The organism is Pseudomonas sp. R11F (assembly GCF_050312575.1).
Classification (GTDB): domain Bacteria; phylum Pseudomonadota; class Gammaproteobacteria; order Pseudomonadales; family Pseudomonadaceae; genus Aquipseudomonas; species Aquipseudomonas palleroniana.
Window position 1 is genome coordinate 58,777 of sequence record NZ_JBNPJU010000012.1, and the last position, 22,534, is coordinate 81,310.

General features: G+C 61.6%; 21 protein-coding genes. 13 read left to right on the forward strand and 8 right to left on the reverse strand.

Annotation, left to right across the window (positions count from 1 at the left end; translation table 11 throughout):
- Positions 1–226: 226 nt before the first annotated feature.
- From ACQRBV_RS02795 to ACQRBV_RS02810, 4 genes are all read left to right on the forward strand, one after another.
- A complete protein-coding gene (locus ACQRBV_RS02795) occupies positions 227–535 on the forward strand; it encodes an arsenate reductase (RefSeq protein ID WP_229999207.1) in 309 nt (102 codons plus the stop codon).
- Positions 536–567: 32 nt separating this feature from the next.
- On the forward strand, positions 568–1,602 hold the full coding sequence (gene dapD, locus ACQRBV_RS02800; RefSeq protein ID WP_198762316.1) for a 2,3,4,5-tetrahydropyridine-2,6-dicarboxylate N-succinyltransferase: 1,035 nt from the start codon (positions 568–570) through the stop codon (positions 1,600–1,602).
- A 69-nt stretch (positions 1,603–1,671) separates the two neighbouring features.
- Positions 1,672–2,877 carry an aminotransferase class V-fold PLP-dependent enzyme gene (locus ACQRBV_RS02805; protein WP_090366399.1) on the forward strand — a complete coding sequence of 402 codons (1,206 nt, stop codon included), beginning with the start codon at positions 1,672–1,674 and terminating at the stop codon, positions 2,875–2,877.
- Positions 2,874–3,299: a SufE family protein gene (locus tag ACQRBV_RS02810; protein WP_104995700.1), complete on the forward strand. Its 426-nt coding sequence runs from the start codon at positions 2,874–2,876 to the stop codon at positions 3,297–3,299. Before ACQRBV_RS02805 ends, ACQRBV_RS02810 begins: the two co-directional genes overlap by 4 nt.
- Before the next feature lie 85 nt (positions 3,300–3,384).
- Here ACQRBV_RS02810 and tcdA read toward each other — a convergent pair whose 3' ends face one another.
- Positions 3,385–4,200, reverse strand: a complete 816-nt coding sequence (gene tcdA / locus ACQRBV_RS02815; RefSeq protein ID WP_081086991.1) for a tRNA cyclic N6-threonylcarbamoyladenosine(37) synthase TcdA — start codon at positions 4,198–4,200, stop codon at positions 3,385–3,387.
- Positions 4,201–4,411: 211 nt separating this feature from the next.
- On the opposite strand from tcdA, the gene ACQRBV_RS02820 reads away from it, so the two are divergent.
- From ACQRBV_RS02820 to ACQRBV_RS02835, 4 genes are all read left to right on the forward strand, one after another.
- Positions 4,412–7,003 carry a glycosyltransferase gene (locus tag ACQRBV_RS02820; RefSeq protein WP_161549859.1) on the forward strand — a complete coding sequence of 864 codons (2,592 nt, stop codon included), beginning with the start codon at positions 4,412–4,414 and terminating at the stop codon, positions 7,001–7,003.
- Positions 7,004–7,262: 259 nt separating this feature from the next.
- Complete coding sequence (dapE, locus tag ACQRBV_RS02825; protein ID WP_161549860.1) at positions 7,263–8,414, forward strand: succinyl-diaminopimelate desuccinylase; 1,152 nt, start codon at positions 7,263–7,265, stop codon at positions 8,412–8,414.
- A complete protein-coding gene (locus ACQRBV_RS02830) occupies positions 8,414–9,223 on the forward strand; it encodes a putative RNA methyltransferase (protein WP_411984429.1) in 810 nt (269 codons plus the stop codon). The genes dapE and ACQRBV_RS02830 overlap by 1 nt, the downstream gene beginning before the upstream one ends.
- Positions 9,224–9,278: 55 nt before the next feature.
- Positions 9,279–9,656: a hypothetical protein gene (locus ACQRBV_RS02835; RefSeq protein WP_060754025.1), complete on the forward strand. Its 378-nt coding sequence runs from the start codon at positions 9,279–9,281 to the stop codon at positions 9,654–9,656.
- A gap of 132 nt (positions 9,657–9,788) precedes the next feature.
- Here ACQRBV_RS02835 and ACQRBV_RS02840 read toward each other — a convergent pair whose 3' ends face one another.
- Positions 9,789–9,998 (reverse strand): cold-shock protein, encoded by a 210-nt coding sequence (locus tag ACQRBV_RS02840; RefSeq protein WP_017844724.1) that lies wholly within the window; start codon positions 9,996–9,998, stop codon positions 9,789–9,791.
- Between the two features lie 180 nt (positions 9,999–10,178).
- Here ACQRBV_RS02840 and plsB point away from each other — a divergent pair, with 180 nt between their 5' ends.
- From plsB to ACQRBV_RS02855, 3 genes are read left to right on the forward strand one after another with little or no spacing between them, the layout of a single operon-like run.
- Entirely contained in the window at positions 10,179–12,683 is a 2,505-nt protein-coding gene (gene plsB / locus ACQRBV_RS02845; protein ID WP_060754024.1) for a glycerol-3-phosphate 1-O-acyltransferase PlsB, read from the forward strand.
- Between the two features lie 52 nt (positions 12,684–12,735).
- Positions 12,736–13,137 (forward strand): YbaY family lipoprotein, encoded by a 402-nt coding sequence (locus tag ACQRBV_RS02850; protein WP_411984428.1) that lies wholly within the window; start codon positions 12,736–12,738, stop codon positions 13,135–13,137.
- Between the two features lie 23 nt (positions 13,138–13,160).
- Positions 13,161–13,850, forward strand: a complete 690-nt coding sequence (locus ACQRBV_RS02855; protein WP_090366411.1) for a DUF4197 domain-containing protein — start codon at positions 13,161–13,163, stop codon at positions 13,848–13,850.
- Between the two features lie 68 nt (positions 13,851–13,918).
- On the opposite strand, the gene ACQRBV_RS02860 is transcribed toward ACQRBV_RS02855, so the two are convergent.
- Together ACQRBV_RS02860 and ACQRBV_RS02865 are read right to left on the reverse strand one after the other, a co-directional pair.
- A complete protein-coding gene (locus ACQRBV_RS02860; RefSeq protein ID WP_104995697.1) occupies positions 13,919–16,981 on the reverse strand; it encodes an efflux RND transporter permease subunit in 3,063 nt (1,020 codons plus the stop codon).
- Between the two features lie 6 nt (positions 16,982–16,987).
- The gene (locus tag ACQRBV_RS02865; protein WP_244697758.1) at positions 16,988–18,088 is read right to left on the reverse strand and encodes an efflux RND transporter periplasmic adaptor subunit; all 1,101 of its coding nucleotides are present in this window, start codon (positions 18,086–18,088) and stop codon (positions 16,988–16,990) included.
- Between the two features lie 93 nt (positions 18,089–18,181).
- On the opposite strand from ACQRBV_RS02865, the gene ACQRBV_RS02870 reads away from it, so the two are divergent.
- On the forward strand, positions 18,182–18,817 hold the full coding sequence (locus tag ACQRBV_RS02870) for a TetR/AcrR family transcriptional regulator (protein WP_060754019.1): 636 nt from the start codon (positions 18,182–18,184) through the stop codon (positions 18,815–18,817).
- 121 nt (positions 18,818–18,938) lie between these two features.
- On the opposite strand, the gene ACQRBV_RS02875 is transcribed toward ACQRBV_RS02870, so the two are convergent.
- Positions 18,939–19,721, reverse strand: coding sequence for a class I SAM-dependent methyltransferase (locus ACQRBV_RS02875; RefSeq protein ID WP_060754018.1), 783 nt, complete (start codon positions 19,719–19,721; stop codon positions 18,939–18,941).
- 96 nt (positions 19,722–19,817) lie between these two features.
- On the opposite strand from ACQRBV_RS02875, the gene ACQRBV_RS02880 reads away from it, so the two are divergent.
- Positions 19,818–20,438, forward strand: coding sequence for an energy transducer TonB (locus tag ACQRBV_RS02880; RefSeq protein ID WP_198762310.1), 621 nt, complete (start codon positions 19,818–19,820; stop codon positions 20,436–20,438).
- Between the two features lies 1 nt (position 20,439).
- On the opposite strand, the gene ACQRBV_RS02885 is transcribed toward ACQRBV_RS02880, so the two are convergent.
- From ACQRBV_RS02885 to ACQRBV_RS02895, 3 genes are read right to left on the reverse strand one after another with little or no spacing between them, the layout of a single operon-like run.
- The gene (locus ACQRBV_RS02885) at positions 20,440–21,267 is read right to left on the reverse strand and encodes an isocitrate lyase/PEP mutase family protein (RefSeq protein WP_411984427.1); all 828 of its coding nucleotides are present in this window, start codon (positions 21,265–21,267) and stop codon (positions 20,440–20,442) included.
- A 27-nt stretch (positions 21,268–21,294) separates the two neighbouring features.
- On the reverse strand, positions 21,295–22,155 hold the full coding sequence (locus tag ACQRBV_RS02890; protein ID WP_090366420.1) for a DUF72 domain-containing protein: 861 nt from the start codon (positions 22,153–22,155) through the stop codon (positions 21,295–21,297).
- Positions 22,155–22,457 (reverse strand): hypothetical protein, encoded by a 303-nt coding sequence (locus ACQRBV_RS02895; protein WP_060754014.1) that lies wholly within the window; start codon positions 22,455–22,457, stop codon positions 22,155–22,157. The genes ACQRBV_RS02890 and ACQRBV_RS02895 overlap by 1 nt, the downstream gene beginning before the upstream one ends.
- Between the last annotated feature and the right edge of the window lie 77 nt (positions 22,458–22,534).

Here is a 22,534-nt window from a genome sequence, read left to right on the forward strand (position 1 = left end):
CAGGCAACAACTGGCCGTTGAAGTGCCATATTACCCCGCTATGGTACGCACCTATGCCGCCACCGGCATTTGTCCATAAGTCGCACGTCAGCACGACGAGGGGCACCAGAGGCCGCTGGTCGTGGCATAATCCGTGACTTTCTGTTTTCACACGCTCAAAGGGGGCAATTCCTTGACCGTTTCAAGCAAAACGTTGCACCTTTTCGGCATCAAAGCCTGCGACACCATGAAAAAAGCGCGCACCTGGCTCGACGAGCACGGGGTGAGCTATGAGTTCCACGACTACAAAACGGCCGGTATCGACCGCGAACACTTGACCCAATGGTGCAACGAGCACGGTTGGCAGGTGGTTTTGAACCGTGCGGGCACCACCTTTCGCAAACTCGAAGACGAACGCAAAGCCGATCTCGATCAGTCGAAAGCCATTGAATTGATGCTCGCGCAACCCTCGATGATCAAGCGCCCGGTGCTGGATCTCGGAGACAGAACCCTGATTGGCTTCAAGCCAGATAGTTATTCGGCGGCCCTGAAGTAGGCCAGCCCTTCCATTTTTGTAGAGGTAACAGCATGTCCAATTCCCTGTTCAGCCTGGGCTTCGGCGTCGGCACTCAAAACCGTCAAGGCGCCTGGCTGGAAGTGTTTTACGCACAGCCACTGCTCAACCCATCGGCCGAAATCGTCGCCGCCATCAAACCGATCCTGGGTTACACCGGCGGCAATCAGGCGATCACCTTCACCATCAGCCAAGCGCTGCAACTGGCCGATGCACTGAAGAATGTCGATGCGACCCAAGCTGCGCTGCTCAACCGCCTGGCGGAAAGCCACACTCCGCTGGTTGCCACCCTGCTGGCCGAAGACGCTGCGCTGACCTCCACGCCTGAGGCTTACCTCAAGCTGCACCTGCTGTCCCACCGTCTGGTCAAGCCGCATGGCCTGAGCCTGGCCGGCGTGTTCCCACAGCTGCCGAACGTGGCCTGGACCAGCCAGGGCGCCATCGACATCAACGAGCTGGCCGAACGCCAACTGGAAGCGCGCCTGCGTGGCGAGTTGCTGGAAGTGTTCTCGGTGGACAAGTTCCCGAAAATGACCGACTACGTGGTGCCGAGCGGCGTACGTATCGCTGACGCGGCACGCCTGCGCCTGGGCGCCTACGTGGGCGAAGGCACCACCGTGATGCACGAAGGTTTCGTCAACTTCAACGCCGGCACCGAAGGCCCGGGCATGATCGAAGGTCGTGTCTCGGCGGGCGTGTTCGTCGGCAAAGGTTCGGACCTGGGCGGCGGTTGCTCCACCATGGGTACCCTGTCGGGTGGCGGCAACATCGTGATCAAGGTTGGCGAAGGCTGCCTGATCGGTGCCAACGCCGGTATCGGCATCCCGTTGGGCGACCGCAACACCGTGGAGTCGGGCCTGTACGTGACCGCCGGGACCAAGGTTGCCCTGCTGGACGAGCACAACCAACTGGTCAAGGTGGTCAAGGCTCGCGAGCTGGCCGGCCAGCCGGACCTGTTGTTCCGTCGCAACTCCGAGACCGGTGCCGTGGAGTGCAAAACCCACAAATCGGCCATCGAACTGAACGAAGCGCTGCACGCTCACAACTAAGCAGCCACTCGATGCCACTAGCGGGCCGCGCCTTCGGGTTGCGGCTCGCTTATACGAGTCTTGAACACCATGCTTGTGCCCTCTCCCTGGCGCGCCGATTTCCCGGCCATCGCCACCCTGCAACGGCAAGACCAGACCTATCTGGACAACGCCGCCACCACACAAAAACCCCAGGCCTTGCTGGATGCCATCAGCCATTACTACGCCAACGGCGCAGCCAATGTGCATCGTGCCCAGCATTTGCCCGGCGCCCATGCGACGCAGGCTTTCGAAGACAGCCGCAGCAAAGTCGCACAGTGGTTGAACGCAGGTGACAGCGGGCAAATCGTGTTTACCCATGGCGCGACTGCTGCGCTGAACCTCCTGGCCTACGGCCTGGAGCACTTATTCAATGCGGGCGATGAGATAGTCATCAGCGCCCTGGAACATCACGCCAACCTTCTGCCTTGGCAGCAACTGGCCAAGCGCCGCGCACTCACGCTGGTGGTCCTGCCGCTGGACGATGATGGCGTGATCGACCTGCAAGCCGCCGCCGAACTGATCGGCCCACGCACGCGGCTGCTGGCGGTGAGCCAGCTATCCAATGTGCTCGGCGCCTGGCAGCCACTGCAAGCCTTGCTGGCACTGGCCAACCCACACGGCGCATTGACCGTGGTGGATGGCGCCCAAGGGATCGTCCATGGCCGTCATGACGTGCAGGCACTGGGCTGCGACTTCTACGTTTTTTCCAGTCACAAGCTGTACGGCCCGGACGGTGTCGGGGTGTTGTTCGGGCGCAATGAAGCCCTGCATCACCTGCGCCACTGGCAGTTTGGCGGCGAGATGGTGCAACAGGCGGACTACCACAGCGCGAGCTTTCGCAGCGCACCGCTGGGGTTTGAAGCCGGCACGCCACCGATTGCCGGTGTGATCGGCCTGGGCGCCAGCCTGGATTACCTGAGTTCGCTGGATCAACCGGCAGTGCTCGCCCATGAAGCCGCGTTGCATGACTATCTGTTGCGCGGGCTGAAAGCGCGAAACGGCGTGCGCGTGCTCGGAGCACCGCAGGTCGCGCTGGTCAGCTTTGTCGTGGACGGCGTGCACAACGCCGACCTGGCGCACCTGCTGACCGAGCAGGGCATCGCCGTGCGCGCCGGGCACCACTGCGCGATGCCGCTGCTCAAGGCGATGCACTTGTCCGGGGCGATCCGTGTATCCCTGGCGCTTTACAACGACTCGGATGACCTGGAACGCTTTTTTGAAGCGTTGGACCAGGCGCTGGATATGTTGCGATGAGCATGCCGGTGGCAGCGCTGGCTGCGCTGGAAGCCTTTCAGTCGGTCGGCAGCTGGGAACAGCGCGCGCGGATGCTGATGCAATGGGGCGAACGGCTGCCCGCATTGGCAGATGAGGACAAGGTCGAGGCCAACCTGGTGCAGGGCTGTGAGAGCCTGGTGTGGTTGGTGGGACGCTTGGAGCATGGGCATTGGCAATTTGCCGCGAGCAGCGATGCGCGCATGATCCGTGGCTTGGTAGCCTTGCTGCTGGTGCGGGTCAATGGCTTGTCGGCGGCAGAGTTGCAAACGTTAGACCTACCCGACTGGTTCAACCAGTTGGGGCTTTCCCGTCAACTTTCACCGTCGCGCAGCAACGGCTTGAATGCGGTGTTGCAACGTATGCGCGAACTTTGTGGGAGGGGGCTTGCTGCTGATTGCTGAGTGTCAGTCACTCGATATATTGGCTGATCCACCGCTATCGGGAGCAAGCCCCCTCCCACACTGAACACTTTTTTAGCAGTGAACGCTAAGTGGGTTTGGTCCGCTCGGAAGGCCGGCGTACCCCGGCCACAATCTTGTCCACTGCCTTGGTCGCCGCCACCATCCCGAACGTGGCCGTGACCATCATCACCGCGCCGAACCCACCGGCGCAGTCCAGCTTGACCCCATCCCCGACGAAGCTCTTCTGCAAACAGATGCTGCCATCCGGCTTCGGGTAGCGCAGCTGCTCGGTGGAAAACACGCACGGCACGCTGTAATGGCGGGTCACGGTGCGCGAGAACCCGTAGTCGCGGCGCAAGGTGGAGCGAACCTTGGAGGCCAGCGGATCGTTGAACGTGCGGTTCAAATCGCATACCTGGATCAACGTCGGGTCGATCTGCCCGCCGGCGCCACCGGTGGTGATGATCTGGATCTTGCGGCGCTTGCACCAGGCAATGAGCGCAGCCTTGGCGTTGACGGCGTCGATGCAGTCGATCACGCAGTCGATATCCGGGGTGATGTACTCGGCCATGGTGTCGCGGGTCACGAAGTCGGCCACCGCATGGACCGTGCAGTGCGGGTTAATACCGCGCAGGCGCTCAGCCATTACCTCGACCTTGGGCTTGCCCACGGTGCTGTCCAAGGCATGCAACTGGCGGTTGCTGTTACTCACGCAGACATCGTCCAGGTCAAACAGCGATATTTCGCCCACCCCGCAGCGGGCCATGGCTTCCGCCGCCCAGGAGCCAACGCCGCCCACGCCGACAATGGCCACATGGGCCGCCTTCAAGCGTTCCAGTCCCTCAATGCCATACAAGCGGGCGACGCCTGCAAACCGCGGATCTTCTGTACTCATGACCATTACCCCAAAAACCGGCGCGCATTATGGACTACGCAGCGACAAGTTCGAAGCGACAAGCTACAAGTAAAGAACTTAGGAGGGCTTTCGCTGACTAACGTCCGGCTTTTCTCTGTCCGCTGTACGCTCAGGGAAGTGCCAGTGTAGGATGCGCGCCGTTCGGCGTTGGCCGACACCTCTTTTCGTTCCACAGCCTTTGGAACCCGAAACCGCCATGTCATCGCGTAAATTTGGACTCAACCTGGTGGTAGTGCTGGCAATTGCCGCGCTGTTCACCGGCTTCTGGGCGCTGATCAATCGCCCGGTCACTACCCCCAACTGGCCTGAACAGATCTCCGGGTTCTCTTACTCGCCGTTCCAGCAAGGCCAGTTCCCACAGAAAGACCAGTACCCGACCGACGACCAGATGCGCCAGGATCTGGCGATCATGAGCAAGCTGACGGACAACATCCGTACTTACTCGGTCGACGGCACCTTGGGCGACATCCCCAAACTGGCCGAAGAATTCGGCCTGCGCGTGACGTTGGGGATCTGGATCAGCCCGGACCTTGAGCGTAACGAACGCGAAATCCAGCGCGCCATCGAGATTGCCAACAGCTCGCGCAGTGTCGTGCGCGTAGTGGTCGGTAACGAGGCGTTGTTCCGCGAGGAAATCACCCCGCAAGCACTGATCGTGCTGCTGGACCGGGTGCGCGCCGCCGTGAAAGTGCCGGTGACCACCTCCGAGCAATGGCACATCTGGGAGAAGAACCCGCAACTGGCCAAGCACGTCGACCTGATCGCCGCGCACATCCTGCCGTTCTGGGAATTTATTCCGATGGACAAGGCTGGCCAGTACGTACTCGACCGTGCCCGGGACCTGAAGAAACTGTTCCCGAAAAAGCCGCTGCTGCTGTCGGAGGTTGGCTGGCCGAGTAACGGACGCATGCGCGGTGGCAACGAAACGTCCCCGGCGGACCAGGCCATCTACCTGCGCACCCTGGTGAACAAGCTGAACCGCCAAGGTTACAACTACTTCGTGATCGAGGCCTTCGATCAGCCGTGGAAAGTCAGCGACGAAGGTTCGGCGGGCGCCTATTGGGGCGTTTATAACGCGGCACGCCAGCAGAAATTCAATTTCGAAGGCCCGGTCGTGGCGATCCCGCAATGGCGCGTTCTGGCCATCGGCTCGGTGGTGCTTGCGCTGTTGTCCCTCACCCTGCTGATGATCGACGGCTCGGCCCTGCGCCAGCGTGGCCGTACCTTCCTGACCTTTATCGCGTTCCTGTGCGGTTCGGTGCTGGTATGGATCGGCTACGACTACAGCCAGCAATACAGCACCTGGTTCAGCGTGACCGTCGGTATCTTGCTGGCACTCGGTGCACTCGGCGTGTTTATCGTGTTGCTGACCGAGGCCCACGAACTGGCCGAAGCGGTATGGACCCACAAGCGTCGGCGTGAATTCCTGCCGGTGGAAGGGGATTCGCACTACCGCCCGAAAGTATCGATCCACGTGCCGTGCTACAACGAGCCGCCGGAGATGGTCAAACAGACCCTCGACGCCCTGGCCGCCCTCGATTACCCGGACTACGAAGTCCTGATCATCGACAACAACACCAAGGACCCGGCGGTGTGGGAGCCGGTGCGCGACTACTGCGAAACCCTGGGCCCGCGCTTCAAGTTCTTCCATGTCTCGCCCCTGGCCGGTTTCAAGGGCGGCGCATTGAATTACCTGATCCCGCATACCGCCAAGGATGCCGAAGTGATCGCGGTGATCGACTCGGACTACTGCGTGTCGCCCAACTGGCTCAAGCACATGGTGCCGCACTTCGCCGACCCGAAAATCGCCGTGGTGCAGTCGCCGCAGGATTACCGCGACCAGAACGAAAGCACCTTCAAGAAGCTCTGCTATGCCGAATACAAGGGTTTCTTCCATATCGGCATGGTTACCCGCAACGACCGCGACGCGATCATCCAGCACGGCACCATGACCATGACCCGTCGTTCGGTGCTCGAAGAGCTGGGCTGGGCCGACTGGTGCATCTGTGAAGACGCCGAACTGGGCCTGCGGGTGTTCGAAAAAGGTCTGTCGGCCGCGTACTACCACGACAGCTACGGCAAAGGCTTGATGCCGGATACCTTTATCGACTTCAAGAAACAGCGTTTCCGCTGGGCCTATGGCGCGATCCAGATCATCAAGCGTCACACCGCCAGCCTGTTGCGCGGCAAGGATACCGAGCTGACCCGTGGCCAGCGCTACCACTTCCTCGCGGGCTGGTTGCCGTGGGTGGCGGATGGCATGAACATCTTCTTCACCGTCGGCGCGCTGTTGTGGTCGGCCGCGATGATCATCGTGCCGACGCGGGTCGACCCGCCGTTGCTGATTTTCGCGATCCCGCCGTTGGCGTTGTTCGTGTTCAAGGTCGGCAAGATCATCTTCCTCTACCGCCGTGCGGTAGGCGTGAACCTCAAGGACGCGTTCTGCGCAGCCCTGGCCGGCCTGGCGTTGTCCCATACCATCGCCAAGGCGGTGCTGTATGGTTTCTTCACCAGCAGTATTCCGTTCTTCCGTACACCGAAAAACGCGGATAACCACGGCTTCTGGGTCGCGATCTCGGAAGCCCGTGAAGAGATGTTCATCATGCTGCTGTTGTGGGGCGCGGCGCTGGGGATCTACCTGGTGCAGGGCCTGCCGAGCAATGACATGCGCTTCTGGGTGGTGATGCTGCTGGTGCAATCGCTGCCGTATGTGGCGGCCTTGATCATGGCGTTCCTGTCTTCGTTGCCAAAACCTGCGCCGAAACCGGAACCCGCGCCGGCCGCGTAAAAACTTGCGCAATGCACTAAACGGCGGCCTCTGGCCGCCGTTTTGCTATAAGATAACGGCCGTTTTATGCGCCAGCCTTGCGCCAATGCTTTATGTGGGAGGGGGCTTGCTCCCGATAGCGGTGTACCGGTCAACACAGACAGTGACTGACACCCCTCAATCGGGAGCAAGTCGAATCGTCGCACCGCCCCCCCCCACACTGAATCGGTGCCGTATTTCACATTCGTTCTGCGCCACGACACGCTTCCGGAGTTTTCCCATGACGGCCCATGCCGACCTTTCGCCGACCCTTCAACTCGCAATCGACCTGATCCGTCGCCCCTCGGTCACACCGATCGATGCCGACTGCCAGAAGCTGATGATGCAGCGCCTGGGTGACGCCGGTTTCAAGCTTGAGCCGATGCGCATTGAAGACGTGGACAACTTCTGGGCCACCCATGGCAAGCACGACGGCCCGGTGCTGTGTTTTGCCGGTCACACCGATGTGGTGCCAACCGGCCCGGTGCAGGCCTGGCAGAATGACCCGTTCGATGCCCTGATCGACGAAGACGGCATGCTCTGCGGCCGTGGCGCGGCAGACATGAAAGGCAGCCTGGCGGCCATGCTCGTGGCCTCCGAGCGCTTCGTCACCGACTACCCGGACCACAAGGGCTCGGTGGCCTTCCTGATCACCAGCGATGAAGAAGGCCCGGCGCACCACGGCACCAAGGCCGTGATCGAACGTCTGGCGGCCCGCAAGGAGCGCCTGGACTGGTGCATCGTCGGCGAACCGTCGAGCACCACGCTGGTGGGCGATGTGGTCAAGAACGGCCGTCGTGGTTCCCTCGGCGCTACCCTGACCGTGCGCGGCGTACAAGGTCACGTGGCTTACCCGCACCTGGCGAAGAACCCGATTCACCTGGCGGCTCCGGCCCTGGCCGAATTGGCTGCCGAGCACTGGGATGACGGCAATGCGTTTTTCCCGCCGACCAGCTTTCAGATTTCCAACCTCAACTCCGGCACCGGTGCCACCAACGTGATCCCAGGTGAGCTGAAGGCGGTGTTCAACTTCCGTTTCTCCACCGAATCCACCGTCGAAGGCTTGCAACAACGCGTGGCGGCCATCCTCGACAAGCACGCGCTGGACTGGCATGTGGACTGGGCCTTGTCGGGCCTGCCGTTCCTGACCGAACCGGGTGCCCTGCTGGATGCGGTCTCCGCCAGCATCAAGGCGATTACCGGGCGCGACACCCAGGCGTCCACCAGCGGCGGTACGTCGGACGGGCGCTTCATTGCAACGCTCGGCACTCAAGTCGTCGAACTGGGCCCGGTCAACGCAACCATTCACCAGGTCAACGAGCGCATCCTGGCCAGTGACCTCGACGTGCTGACCGAAATCTATTACCAGACCCTGATCAAGTTGCTCGCCTGATGCTCGCCTGCCCCATTTGCAGCGCACCGCTCAACGCGGTGGACAACGGCGTGGCATGCCTGGCCGGGCACCGCTTCGACCGTGCGCGCCAGGGTTACCTGAACCTGCTGCCGGTACAGCACAAGAACAGCCGCGACCCGGGCGACAACCTGGCCATGGTCGAGGCGCGCCGCGACTTCCTCAACGCCGGGCACTATGCGCCGGTCGCCAGGCGCCTGGCCGAGTTGGCCGCCGAACGGGCGCCGCAACGCTGGGTCGACATCGGTTGCGGCGAGGGTTACTACACCGCGCAGATCGCCGAGGCGCTGCCGCATGCCGACGGCTACGCGCTGGATATCTCCAAGGAAGCGGTCAAGCGTGCCTGCAAGCGTAACCCGGCGCTGACCTGGTTGATCGCCAGCATGGCTCGCGTGCCGTTGGCGGACGCCAGTTGCCAGTTCCTCGCCAGCGTGTTCAGCCCGTTGGACTGGCAGGAAGCCAAACGCCTGCTCAGCCCTGGCGGCGGCCTGATGAAGGTCGGCCCGACCAGCGGCCACTTGATGGAGCTGCGCGAGCGCCTGTATGACGAAGTGCGCGAGTACACCGACGACAAGCATCTGGCCCTGGTGCCGGACGGCATGCACCTGGCGCACAGCGAAACCCTGACGTTCACCCTGAGCCTGGCCAGGCCCGAAGACCGTGCCAACCTGCTGGCCATGACGCCACACGGCTGGCGCGCCAGCGCCGAGCGCCGCGCACAGGTGATCGAGGCGGCCGAGCCGCTGCAGGTGACGGTGTCAATGCGCTACGATTATTTCGTGCTTCAATAACCGACTTTTTAGTATCCGCGAATGGATTTTTTAAATCCCGCAACGAGGAACATCCATGCGCCAACCTGATATCGAGATTTACCTGAAGGACGCCGACGTCGACCACAAGGCCATTGCCGCCTGGCTGGGCGCCGCCCTGGGCCCATGCACCGACTGGGTCCAGAAAGGTCAGACTTACAAGTGCAAAGCCGGCACTGTACCCGTGACCTGGCTGCCCAAAGCCGTGGGCAAATGGAACAGCCTGTACCTGGAAAGCGACCAGACACCCTGGGACGACGACATCGCCTGCGCCCGCGCAGCCTTTGCCGCGCTGAACGTGGAAGTGCGTTGTGCACCGGGCACCTGGGTTGAGGAAGAAGGTGAGGAAAGCGCCGACACCTGGATTCGCATCAGCGCCGACGGTGAAGAGCAGATCACCTGGAAAACGGCCTGATCCGCCAGTGTGAACCGAATCAAAAAGTGGGAGGGGGCTTGCTCCCGATTGCAGTGGGTCAGTTGCACATTAAGCTGACAGGCCCATCGCTATCGGGAGCAAGCCCCCTCCCACAGTTGTTCAGCGGTGGGCTTAGAGGCCGACCACATCCTCTGCCTGCAAGCCTTTCTCGCCGCTCACGACGGCGTATTCCACCTGCTGGCCTTCAGCCAGGGAGCGGTGGCCTTCACCCCGAATGGCGCGGTAGTGCACAAACACATCCTTGCCATCTTCGCGTTGGATAAAACCATAGCCCTTGGCATCGTTGAACCACTTCACATTGCCGGTTTCGCGCGTTGTCATCTGTTTTTCTCCCACATGCTTTTTATTGTTGAGTGAGCCGCATTGAACTGCCGAGTATATGGCAGGCTCAAAAAGCTTCAACTCAAGTTTATTTAGCCGCTTTTTGCCGATTTTCGGCGAATACGGCACACTACCCGCCCGAGCATCTGCTCGGTTTTTCCCACTTGAAGCAGCACGCCTATGACCCGCTCCCCGTTCCGCCGTCTGGTGTTTGGCACCTTGCGCCGACTGTTGTACCTCTGGGTTCGCTCGGAGACGATCAACCAGTCGTCCCTAACCCTTAACCTCGACCGCAGCCGGCCAGTGTTCTATGTCCTGCAATCGCCTTCTCTCACCGAATTGGCCGTGGTCGATGCCGAATGCACCAAGGCCGGCCTGCCGCGCCCGGTGCTGCCGGTCTCGGTAGGCCCACTGATCGAACCCGCCGCGTTCTTCTACCTCACGCCGGACCCCGACTGGCTCGGCCGCCAGGACAAGCGAGGCGCACCGCCGACCCTGACCCGGCTGGTCGATACCCTGAGCGAACGCGCCGAGGAAGATGCACAAATCATTCCGGTCAGCGTGTTCTGGGGCCAATCGCCCGAGAGCGAGTCCAGCCCGTGGAAGCTGCTGTTTGCCGACAGTTGGGCCGTCACCGGGCGTCTGCGCCGGCTGCTGAGCATCCTGATCCTCGGTCGCAAGACCCGTGTGCAATTCTCTGCGCCAATTAACCTGCGTGAATTGATCGAGCACAATAAAGGTCACGAACGCACCGTACGCATGGCTCAACGCATCCTGCGTGTGCACTTTCGTAACCTGAAGACCGCCGTGATCGGCCCCGATCTGTCCCACCGCCGTAACCTGGTGAAGGGTTTGGTCAATATGCCGCTGGTGCGCCAAGCCATTGCGGAAGAAGCCGAGCGGGAAAAAATCGCCCCGGAAAAAGCCAAGGCACTGGCCCTGCGCTATGGCAACGAAATCGCCTCGGACTACACCTACACCGCGATCCGCTTCCTGGAAGTGGTGCTCAGTTGGTTCTGGAACAAAATCTACGATGGCATCAAGGTCAACAACATCGAAGGCGTGCAAAAGGTTGCCCAGGGCTACGAGGTCATCTACGTGCCTTGCCACCGCAGCCACATCGACTATCTGCTGCTGTCGTACCTGCTGTTCAAGAACGGCCTGACCCCGCCGCATATCGCCGCCGGCATCAACCTGAACATGCCGGTGATCGGCAGCCTGCTGCGCCGTGGCGGTGCGTTTTTCATGCGCCGCACCTTCAAGGGCAACCCGCTGTACACCGCCGTGTTCAACGAATACCTGCATACCTTGTTTACCAAAGGTTTCCCGGTGGAGTACTTCGTCGAAGGTGGACGTTCACGTACGGGGCGCATGCTGCAACCGAAAACCGGGATGCTGGCGATCACCCTGCGCAGTTTCTTGCGTTCATCACGCACGCCGATCGTCTTCGTACCGGTGTACATCGGCTACGAACGCGTGCTCGAAGGCCGTACTTACCTCGGCGAACTGCGTGGGGCGAGCAAGAAAAAAGAGTCGATCTTCGATATTTTCAAAGTCGTCGGCGCGCTCAAGCAGCGTTTCGGCCAGGTCGCGGTCAACTTCGGCGAGCCGATCAAATTGGCCGAGTTCCTCGACGGCGAGCAACCGGACTGGCGCGCCCAGGAACTCGGCCCGAACTACAAACCGGCATGGCTCAATGAAACCACGCACCGCCTCGGTGAACAGGTGGCGCGCCATTTGAACGAAGCTGCGGCGGTGAATCCGGTGAACCTGGTGGCCCTGGCACTGCTGTCCACCACGCGCCTGGCCCTGGATGAACAGGCCATGGCGCGTCAACTGGACCTGTACCTGGCGTTGCTGCGCAGCGTGCCCTACTCGCCCCACACCACCCTGCCCGAGGGCAACGGCCTGGCGTTGATCAAGCACGTCAAGGACATGGCCCTGTTGTCGGAGCAGAGCGACGCCCTGGGCAAGATCCTGTATCTGGACGAACAGAACGCCGTCCTGATGACCTACTACCGCAATAACGTGCTGCACATCTTCGCCCTGCCGGCGTTGCTGGCCAGCTTTTTCCAGAGCAGCTCGCGGATGAGCCGCGAACAGATCCTGCGCTACACCCGCGCGCTCTATCCGTACCTGCAATCGGAGCTGTTTATCCGCTGGTCACTGGAAGAGCTGGACGCCGTCGTCGATCAATGGCTGCAAGCGTTTGTGGAACAGGGCCTGCTGCGCTTCGAGAACGCCGTCTACCTGCGCCCGGCCCCGAGCTCACGGCACTTTGTGCTGCTGACACTGCTGTCCAAAAGCATTGCTCAGACCCTGCAGCGCTTCTACATGGCCATCTCGCTGCTGCTCAACAGCGGCCAGAACAGCATCAGCGCCGAAGAACTGGAAGACCTCTGCACGATCATGGCCCAGCGCCTGTCGATCCTGCATGGCCTGAACGCTCCGGAATTCTTCGACAAAAGCCTTTTCCGACATTTCATCCAGACATTGCTGGAGCAAGATGTGCTGCGCCGTGATGAGGCCGGCAAGTTGAGTTACCACGACCTGCTCGGTGAGTTGGCCGAAGGCGCGGCGAAACGCGTGCTGCCGGCAGACATTCGCCTGTCGATCCGGCAAGTGGCCCTGCATCGGGTTGACGGCGCGGCCGAGGCATCCGTCGACACGCCAGAAACCCGCTAGATTGAATCAGGCGCCGGGTGGTTTTCGGCGCCGTTGAAAAAGGAGCTGCACCATGAAAAAAATCATCCTCCTGGGCCTCGCCGCCCTGCTCGGAGCCTGCCAGTCCATGACCCCAGCCCCCAAGGCCAGCCTCGACGGCGAAGTGTTCTATCTGCAACGCATTGCCTTGCCGCCAACGGCCACCTTGAGCGTGAGTCTGCAGGACGTGTCCCTGATGGACGCCCCGGCCGTGACGCTCGCCGAACAGAAAGGCCCGGTCAAAGGCCAGGTCCCGCTGCCCTTTCACCTGAGCTACGACCCTGCGCAAGTCAAGCCGGGCCACAGTTACTCGGTCAGCGCTCGCATCGAACTGGAGGGCAAGCTACTGTTTGTCACCACCGAGCGGCACGCCGTACAGCTCGACGGCCAGGCTCAACCACCGCTGCGCCTGCGTGTTGATGCCGTCGCCCACTGATTCACGAACTCAAGGAAGCGCCCATGCTCCGTAACTCCCTTCGCCTTACCGCCCTGTGTGCCGGCCTGCTGCTCGGTGCCAACGCCATGGCCCTGGACCTTGGCAGCCTGTCCCAGGGCGACGCCAACGGCGGCCTCAAGGACGCACTGACCCAGGGTGCACAGATCGCCGTGAAACAACTGGGCGTACCCGGTGGTTTCAGCAACAACCCTGAAGTCAGGATCGGCCTGCCCGGCAAGCTCGGCAAAGTCGCCGATAAGCTGAAGATGTTCGGCATGGGTGATCAGGTCACGCAACTGGAAACCAGCATGAACAAGGCGGCAGAAACCGCCGTGACCCAGGCGCAGCCGATCCTGGTCAATGCGGTGAAGAACATGAGCGTGACCGACGCCAAAGGCATCCTCACCGGCGGCCAGGATTCGGCGACTCAGTACCTGAACAAAAGCAGCCGTGACCAGATCCGTGCCAAGTTCCTGCCGATCGTCAAGGCCGCCACCGACAAGGTGGGCGTGGCCCAACAGTACAACGCCCTGGCCGGCAAGGCCGCGGCCTTCGGCGCGCTCGATGCCAAGAATGCCAACGTTGAAAACTACGTGACCGAGCAGGCGCTGGACGGGCTGTTCAAGATGATTGCGCAGCAGGAAGAAACCATCCGCAAGAACCCGGCGGCAGCAGCCACCAGTTTGGCGAAGAAGGTGTTCGGCGCGCTGTAACGTCCCCCTGGCTGCGCCCAGGCCGTTCCAACCGGCTGGGCGCAACTACCTTCAGCTACGCAAGCAGGTCAGGCATCCTTCCTGACTCGAAACCAAGCCGCGTAAAGGGCCGGCAGAAACAACAGTGTCAACGCCGTCGCCACTATCAACCCGCCCATGATCGCCACGGCCATTGGCCCGAAGAACACGCTGCGCGATAGCGGGATCATCGCCAGGACTGCCGCCAGCGCAGTCAGTACAATCGGTCGGAAGCGTCGCACGGTAGCTTCGATGATCGCCTGCCACGGCGCGAGACCCGCCTTGATGTCCTGTTCGATCTGGTCCACCAGGATCACCGAGTTACGCATGATCATCCCTGACAGCGCGATGGTGCCCAGCATGGCCACGAAGCCGAAGGGCTGGCGGAACACCAGCAGGAACAACGTCACGCCGATCAAGCCCAGTGGCGCCGTCAGAAACACCATGGCAGTGCGTGAGAAACTGCGCAGCTGCAACATCAGCAAGGTCAGTACCACCACGATGAACAACGGCACGCCGGCCTTCACCGAGTTCTGGCCACGGGCGGAGTCTTCGACGGTGCCGCCCACTTCGAGCAGGTAACCATCCGGCAGTTCGGCACGCACACCCTCAAGAGTCGGCAGGATTTGCTGGACCAGGGTCGCCGGTTGTTCCTTGCCATAGATGTCGGCACGGATAGTCACGGTCGGCAGGCGGTTGCGGTGCCAGATGACGCCCTCTTCAAAGCCATATTCAAGGGTGGCGATCTGCGACAATGCTACGCTTTTGCCGTTGTCGGTCGGCACCGCCAGGCTGGGCAGCAACGACAGTTCGGTGCGTTCATGCACGGTGCCGCGCAGGAGGATTTCGATCAACTCGTTGTCCTCACGGTACTGGCTGACGGTGGAACCAGTCAGCGAACTCTGCAGGAACTTCGACAAGTTGGCGGTGCTGACACCGAGCGCACGGGCGCGGTCCTGATCGATGTTGAGGTAGACGATCTTGCTTGGCTCTTCCCAGTCCAGGTGCACATTGACCACGTGGGTGTTTTCGCGAACCTTGGCGGCGACTTTGCGCGCCAGGGCACGCACTTCTTCGATGTGCTCGCCCGTCACGCGAAACTGGACCGGGTACCCCACGGGCGGGCCGTTCTCCAGGCGTGTGACCCGCGAACGCAGCTCTGGGAATTGTTCGTTGAGGGTTTCGATCAGCCAGGTGCGCAGGGTTTCACGTTCTTCAATGGTGTTGGCCAACACCACAAATTGCGCAAAGCTGGCCGCCGGCAATTGCTGGTCCAGCGGCAGGTAGAAACGCGGCGAACCGGTGCCGATATAGGCCACATAGTTGTCGATGCCGGCGTGGTCCTTGAGCAAGGCTTCCAGGCGTTTGACCTGGTCGGCCGTGTTGCTCAGGGACGCGCCTTCGGCCAGTTTCAAGTCGACCATCAGCTCCAGGCGCCCCGAAGCCGGAAAGAACTGCTGCGGCACGAAGCGGAACAACGCAACCGAGCCGATAAACAGCAGCAAGGTCAGGACGATCACGGTTTTGCGCCGACGCACACACCACTCAACCAGACCTCTTACGCGTTGGTAGAAGGGTGTGCCGTAGGGATCAGGGCCATCGGCGCCGTGTTTGGCTGCGTGAATCTTTGCCAGGTCCGGCAGGAGCTTTTCCCCCAGGTACGGCACAAACACCACGGCGGCGACCCATGACGCCAACAGTGCGATGGTCACCACCTGGAAGATCGAGCGGGTGTATTCGCCAGTACTCGATTGCGCAGTGGCAATCGGCAGGAAGCCCGCCGCCGTGATCAACGTCCCCGTAAGCATCGGAAACGCCGTGCTGGTCCAGGCAAAGCTCGCCGCCTTGAGCCGGTCGTAGCCCTGCTCCATTTTGATCGCCATCATTTCCACGGCGATGATCGCGTCGTCCACCAGCAAGCCCAGCGCCAGTACCAGAGCGCCAAGGGAGATCTTGTGCAGGCCGATGCCGAGGTAATACATGGTGGCAAAGGTCATCGCCAACACCAGCGGAATCGCCAGGGCCACCACCATGCCGGTGCGCAGGCCAAGGGAGAAAAAGCTCACTAGCAATACAATGGCCAATGCCTCGGCCAACACCTGGACGAATTCGCCGACGCTGGTTTTTACCGCCGCCGGCTGGTCCGACACCTTGCGCAGTTCCATACCCGCGGGAAGATTCTTCTGCAGGCGTGCGAACTCCCCTTCGAGGGCCTTGCCCAGTACCAGAATGTCGCCGCCGTCACGCATGGCCACGGCCAGGCCGATCGCGTCGGCGCCCATGTAGCGCATACGCGGCGCCGGTGGATCGTTGAAGCCACGGTGGATGTCGGCCACGTCACCAATACGGAAGGTACGGTCACCGACGCGAATCGGAAAGTTGCGAATCTCCTCCACGGTCTTGAAGTTGCCTGACACCCGCAGCTGTACGCGCTCGGTCGGGGTTTCAAAGAAGCCCGCCGTGGAGACCGCATTCTGCTCCTGCAAGGCTTGCTGCACGGCCGCCAAGGGCAGGCCGAGGGTGGCGAGCTTGAGGTTGGACAGCTCGATCCAGATTTTCTCGTCCTGCAGGCCCAGCAGCTCGACCTTGCCCACATCCGGCACGCGTTGCAGTTGAATCTGGATACGGTCGGCGTAGTCCTTGAGCACGGCATAGTCGAAGCCGTCGCCGGTCAGCGCATAGATGTTGCCGAAGGTGGTACCGAATTCATCGTTGAAAAACGGCCCCTGGATATCCGGCGGCAACGTCTGGCGAATGTCGCTGATCTTCTTGCGCACCTGGTACCACAACTCCGGAATCTGCGCGGAGTGCATCGAGTCGCGGGCCATAAAGGTGACCTGGGACTCGCCGGGGCGCGAGAACGAGACAATGCGCTCATAGTCGCCGGTCTCCATCAGTTTTTTCTCGATGCGCTCGGTGACCTGCCGCGAAACCTCCTGGGCCGTGGCCCCGGGCCAGTTGGTCTTGATCACCATGGCCTTGAAGGTAAACGGCGGGTCTTCGCTTTGCCCCAGCTTGGTGTAGGACAGGGTGCCGACCACCGCCAGCAGGATCATCAGGAACAGTACGATCTGGCGATTACGCAACGCCCATTCGGAAAGATTGAAACCCATCGGGGACTACTCCTTGGTCGCCAGATTCACAACGCGGTTGGAGCGGTCCACCGGGCGCACTTGCTGGCCCTCATGGAGCACATGCACGCCCGCCGCAATCACCCAATCGGTGGGCGCCAGGCCTTCCAGCACCGGTACGGTTTTTTCGCCGAAGGCACCGATGCGCACCGGAGTACGCTTAAGGGTGTTGTCGGGTTGCACGCGCCAGACGTAGGAGGCGCCATTCTCTGCACTGAGGGCCGACAACGGCACCGACAGCGCGACCGCGCCCTCCGCCTGGATGAAAACGCGAGCGCTCTGGCCCAGTTCGGCCGGGACTTTGCCGCCGGTGAAGGCAACACGGGCGGCGAAGGTCCGCGACTTGGGGTCTGCAGCGGGGGACAGTTCACGGATGTGCCCGGTGAAGCGTTGGTCCGGCTGGCTCCACAATTCGACCGACACCGGCTGACCGATCTTGAACCGGCCAAAGCCTTGTTCAGGCAGGCTGATCAACACTTCGCGCTCGCCATCGGTGGCCAGGGTGAACACGGTCTGGCCGGCTGACACCACTTGCCCGACTTCCACTGCACGCTTGGCGACCACACCGTCCTGCGGCGCGCGCAACACGGCGTAACCGGCCTGGTTACTGGACACGTCGAACTCGGCCTTGATCTGCTTGAGGCGCGCCTCACCGGATCGGTAGAGGTTTTCGGCATTGTCATACTGGGAGCGGCTGACCATCTGACGATCCATCAGGGTCTTGTAGCGATCACGCTCGGCACGCACCAGGCTCAGGTTGGCCTCGGCGGCGACCACCTGGGCGCGGGTGGCTTCCAGTTGCAGGCGCACGTCCTGGGGGTCGAGTTCGGCCAGGGGTTGATTGGCCTTGACCCGCTCACCCTCCTCCACCAGGCGTTTGCTGACTTTACCGCCGATGCGAAAGGCCAGGTCCGGCTCGTAACGGGCACGCACTTCACCCGGATAACTTTCCATCGCCTGTGCGGATGGCTGTGGTTGCACCACCATGGCCGGGCGGATGGTGGTTTGGGCCGCTTCCTCATGGCCGCAGGCGGCCAACAGGAAGGCCAGGCTGGCAGGCAACGCAAGGGGCAGGAAAGTGCTGCGCATGCTGAAGGACCTTTCGCAAATGAAGCTAGGAATAATTATACTGGCCAGTATGTTATTAATACCAAACTCGCCAGTCCAGTATTAAAGGTGAAAATGTCCGACAATCCTGTGAACACCAATAGCCCCGGGCGCCCCAAGGACATGGCAAAACGCCAGGCAATCCTCGAAGCAGCGAAAACCCTGTTTCTGAGCAATGGCTACACCAGTACCAGCATGGATGCCGTGGCCCTTGAGGCCGGCGTGTCAAAATTGACCGTGTATAGCCATTTCACCGACAAAGAAACCCTGTTCACCGCTGCCGTGGTGGCCACGTGCGAAGAACAGTTACCGGTGATGTATTTCGAGCTCCCCAAAGGTGTGCCCGTGGAGACCGTGCTGCTGAACATCGCACGGGGCTTTCATCGGCTGATCAACAGCGCAGAATCGGTGAACCTGCACCGCCTGATGATGACCACCGGCAATCAGGACGTGAAACTCTCACAGATCTTCTTCGAAGCCGGCCCCATGCGCATGCTCCAGGGGATGGAGCGCCTGCTCGGCAAGATCGACCAGAGCGGCGCCCTGAGCATCGATAAGCCGTTTACGGCAGCCGAACATTTCTTCTGCCTGCTCAAGGGCACGGCGAACTTCTGTTTGCTATACGGCTGCGGCGGACAACTGAGCGAGGAAGCCGCCGAAGCCCATGTGCAGGAAGTGGTGGGGTTGTTTATGCGGGCTTATCGGGCCTGAGCCCGGGTGTTATCCGGGTGGCCTCATCGGGGGGCAGTCCCCCTCCCACATTTGATTTGTGAATACACTCAAGTGTGGGAGGGGGCTTGCTCCCGATGAGGCCCTCAAGGCCAATGAAGAGTCAGGGCTTGAGCGCTTTCTTCGGGTAAATATCATACCGGCTGGACTTGCCATCCAACGCATGGCTCGGCTTGGGCCCCTCAATACACGGCGCCTTGCGTGGGCGCTTGACCACCACACGGTGGCTGGCCAGGGCCAGTGCGGCCGCGAGCAACGCCGGCGCGTCCGGATCATCGCCCACCAAGGGGCGGAACAGGCGCATTTCTTTCTTTACCAGGGCAGTTTTCTCACGGTGGGGGAACATCGGGTCCAGGTAGATCACCTGGGGTGGCTCGCCTTGCCAATTGAGCATCACGTCGATGGAGTTGCCCTTGAGCAGTTGCATGCGCGCCACGATCGGCGCCACCTCGAAATCATCCGCGCCGCGTGCCAGGCCATCTTCGAGCAAAGCGCCGATCAGCGGTTGACGCTCGATCAGGCTCATCTCGCAGCCCAGGCTCGCCAGTACGAACGCATCCTTGCCCAGCCCGGCCGTGGCATCCAGCACACGCGGGCGCACGCCCTGGGCGATGCCCACGGCCTTGGCGATCATCTGCCCGCTGCCACCGCCATATAAGCGCCGGTGCGCCGCGCCGCCTTCGACAAAATCCACACGCACCGGCCCCGGTGCGTCGGGCCCAAGCTGTTGCAGTTGCAGTCCCTGTTCCCCGACCTGCAGGGAAAAGTCCGCCGCCTCCAGCTGCAACGGCAGCCCAAGCTGCTCAGCCCATTGCTCGGCACGCGCCTGGAAACCTTCGGCCAAGGCCTCGACCCGAATGCGGCTGGCCGCTGGTTGTTCGCTCATCAATCGCTACGCTCAAAAATATTAAGGATCGGCCAACACTGGCCGATAAAACCAACAGTCAGGTATTTTGCCAGAGCTGAGCGTCGACCGAGAAAAATGTCAGACATTCTTCCCCTAACCATCGGTGTACTGCCGACCCATAACCATTACGGCCTGCGCAATACCCAAGCGCTGGCCGGGGTGAGTCATGTGTGGCAGGACTTCTTCGCCCGAGCGTTGGCCGAACAGCTTGGCGATTCACCGAACGCGCTGGCCATCAAGGCGCCTGCAACCCTGGACCCTGCGGTAGAACCCAGCGAAGGCGCCGATCTGTTGGCGCAGATCCTCACCCAGCGTGAATGCGACGTAAAAGACACCGAAATCGCCCCACCTGAGCCGCTGTTCCTGCCGATCGCCGAATTCGAAACCGAGTTGCTGCCGCCCCCCGCCACGCCCTTTGCGCCAGAAGAAATTGTCGCCCAGCAGCGCCAGCAGAATTTCGACAGCGGCTGGGTTCGCCCGCTCGTGCTGAACGCCGGCCAACCACTGCCTGAACCTGGCCCCGCACCGCAACCGCGCCCACTGCATCTGCCGATTGCCGAGTTCGAGCTGGACCTGCTGCCACCGCCAGCCACGCCGTACCCACCGCAAGAGCTGGAGGCGCAACAGAAGGCGCTGGACTTCGATTACCACTGGGCGCGCCCACTGATCCTCAACAACCTGCGCCTGGCCGCCTGATTCAACGCTTGAAAAACCCATTGGCCTGGCTGAACGGCATCTTGCGCTCGGTGAATTCGAACGTGCCCGACTCATACATTTCCTGCGCCGCCCGGTAGAACTCGCCATAGGCCGCCAGGGCCAAAGCCGAACCGACGCTGATACGCCGCACTCCCATCTCGCTCAACTGCGCCACGCTCAATTTCAAGCCACCGGACATCAACACATTCACCGGCTTGGGCGCGACCGCCTTGACCACTGCCAACACCTCTTCGGCAGTGCGCAACGCCGGGGCATACAACACATCGGCGCCGGCTTCGGCGTAGGCTTGCAGGCGGCGAATGGTGTCAGGCAGATCCAGGCGCCCGTGCAGGAGGTTTTCTGCGCGGGCCGTCAGCGTGAAGGCATAGGGCAAGCTGCGCGCAGCCGCGGCAGCCGCCTCAACACGCTCAACCGATAAATCGAATGGGTAGATCGGGTCGGCCGCGATGCCGGTGGCGTCTTCGATAGAGCCACCGACGATGCCCGTGGCCGCCGCCCGCAAAATGGTTTGGGCGCAGCCTTCGGGGGTGTCGCTGAAGCCGTTTTCGAGGTCGGCCGCCACCGGCAGGGAAGTCGCCCGGACAATCATTGAAGCATTGCCAAGGGTGTCTTCCAGCGATAGCGCGCCCTCGGCATCCGGCCGTCCCAGGCTGAACGCAAACCCGGCACTGGTCGTGGCCAAGGCTTCAAAACCCAGGCTGGCAAGCATGATGGCGGAACCGGCGTCCCACGGATTGGGCATGACGAAGGCGCGATCACCTTCATACAGGGCCTTGAAGGTATCGGCGCGCAGGGCTTGTGCGTCCATGGCTGACTCCTGTCGGAAAAAGGAGCCTTAGAGTAACCCCAGTTGCTCCGCTGCGGGTTCTCGATGCAAGGTCGGCAAAGGCGGCAGGCCTGGCAGGCGCACCATCAATTTGGCGTGAAAACGCAGTGCCAGTTGCGCGGCCAGGCGATTATCCGACGTGTGCAAAAACACGTAGGGCGTGCGCCCTTCCTCGATCCAGCCGGCGATCTTTTCCAGCCAAGGGATCAGGAACGGGTCATTGGCCTCCAGTTCCGGATGGCCGATAAACCGTACCTGAGGAAACTGGGTGAGCGCCGCCGGGCGCGGTGGCACCTTGGGCTTTTTCGATTGGGCATGCAGCACCGCGGCCGAGGTGGAGGTGCAACTGAACAGGGCGCGGGGATCCAGGCAGATACGCTCGACACCACGGTCACGCAACAAACGGTTGAGCATCCGCTCGGCATCACCCTTGGCGAAGAATTCCGGATGACGCACTTCCACCGCCAGCGGGCGCTCCAGGCCATCGATGAACCCAGCCAGTTCACCCAGGCGCTGTGGCGAAAAGGTCGCCGGCAGTTGCAGCCACAACGGTGAAATGCGCTCGCCCAACGGGCTCATCAAGCCGACAAAGCTTTCCGCCGCCGGCAATTGCTCACGCAAGTCACCACCGTGGCTGATATCGCCGGGGAACTTGGCGGTGAAGCGAAAATCCGCAGGCATGATTTCAGCCCAGCGTTGCACCGTGGCGGCCGAGGGGCGGGCATAAAATGTGGTGTTGCCTTCAACGGCGTTGAAAACCTGGGAGTACAGCGCGAGGTAATCGCCGGAACGCGCATCGGCCGGGTACAAATACTCGCGCCAGGCGTTTTCGCTCCAGGAAGGGCAACCGATGTAGTAAGGCAGGCGCATCAGATGTGGATATCGAGACCCAGCACTTCCATATCCCATTCGACAAAGCCGGCGGTGGTCAGGTAGCTGGCCAGGGCGGTGGCGACGCTTTTGCTCATGGAGCGCGGGAAGACCATGTCTTGCTGGCGGGCAGGCAGACCGCCGATACGCGAGCCTGTGGAACCCTGGGCGTTGGAGGGCGAGTCGGACTGTAACTCAATGAAGTCCGGCGAATCTTCAACGGACTCGTCTACCGTCACGCTCGCCTTACGTGGCTTGCGTTTGATGGGGTAGGACTGTGAGGAAAATCCGTCTATACGCATACATGCAGACTCGGAATCGATGATGGCAATTTAGCGGCACTTTCCATGGCGCGCAAATGCTCTGGTGCTAACTAGAA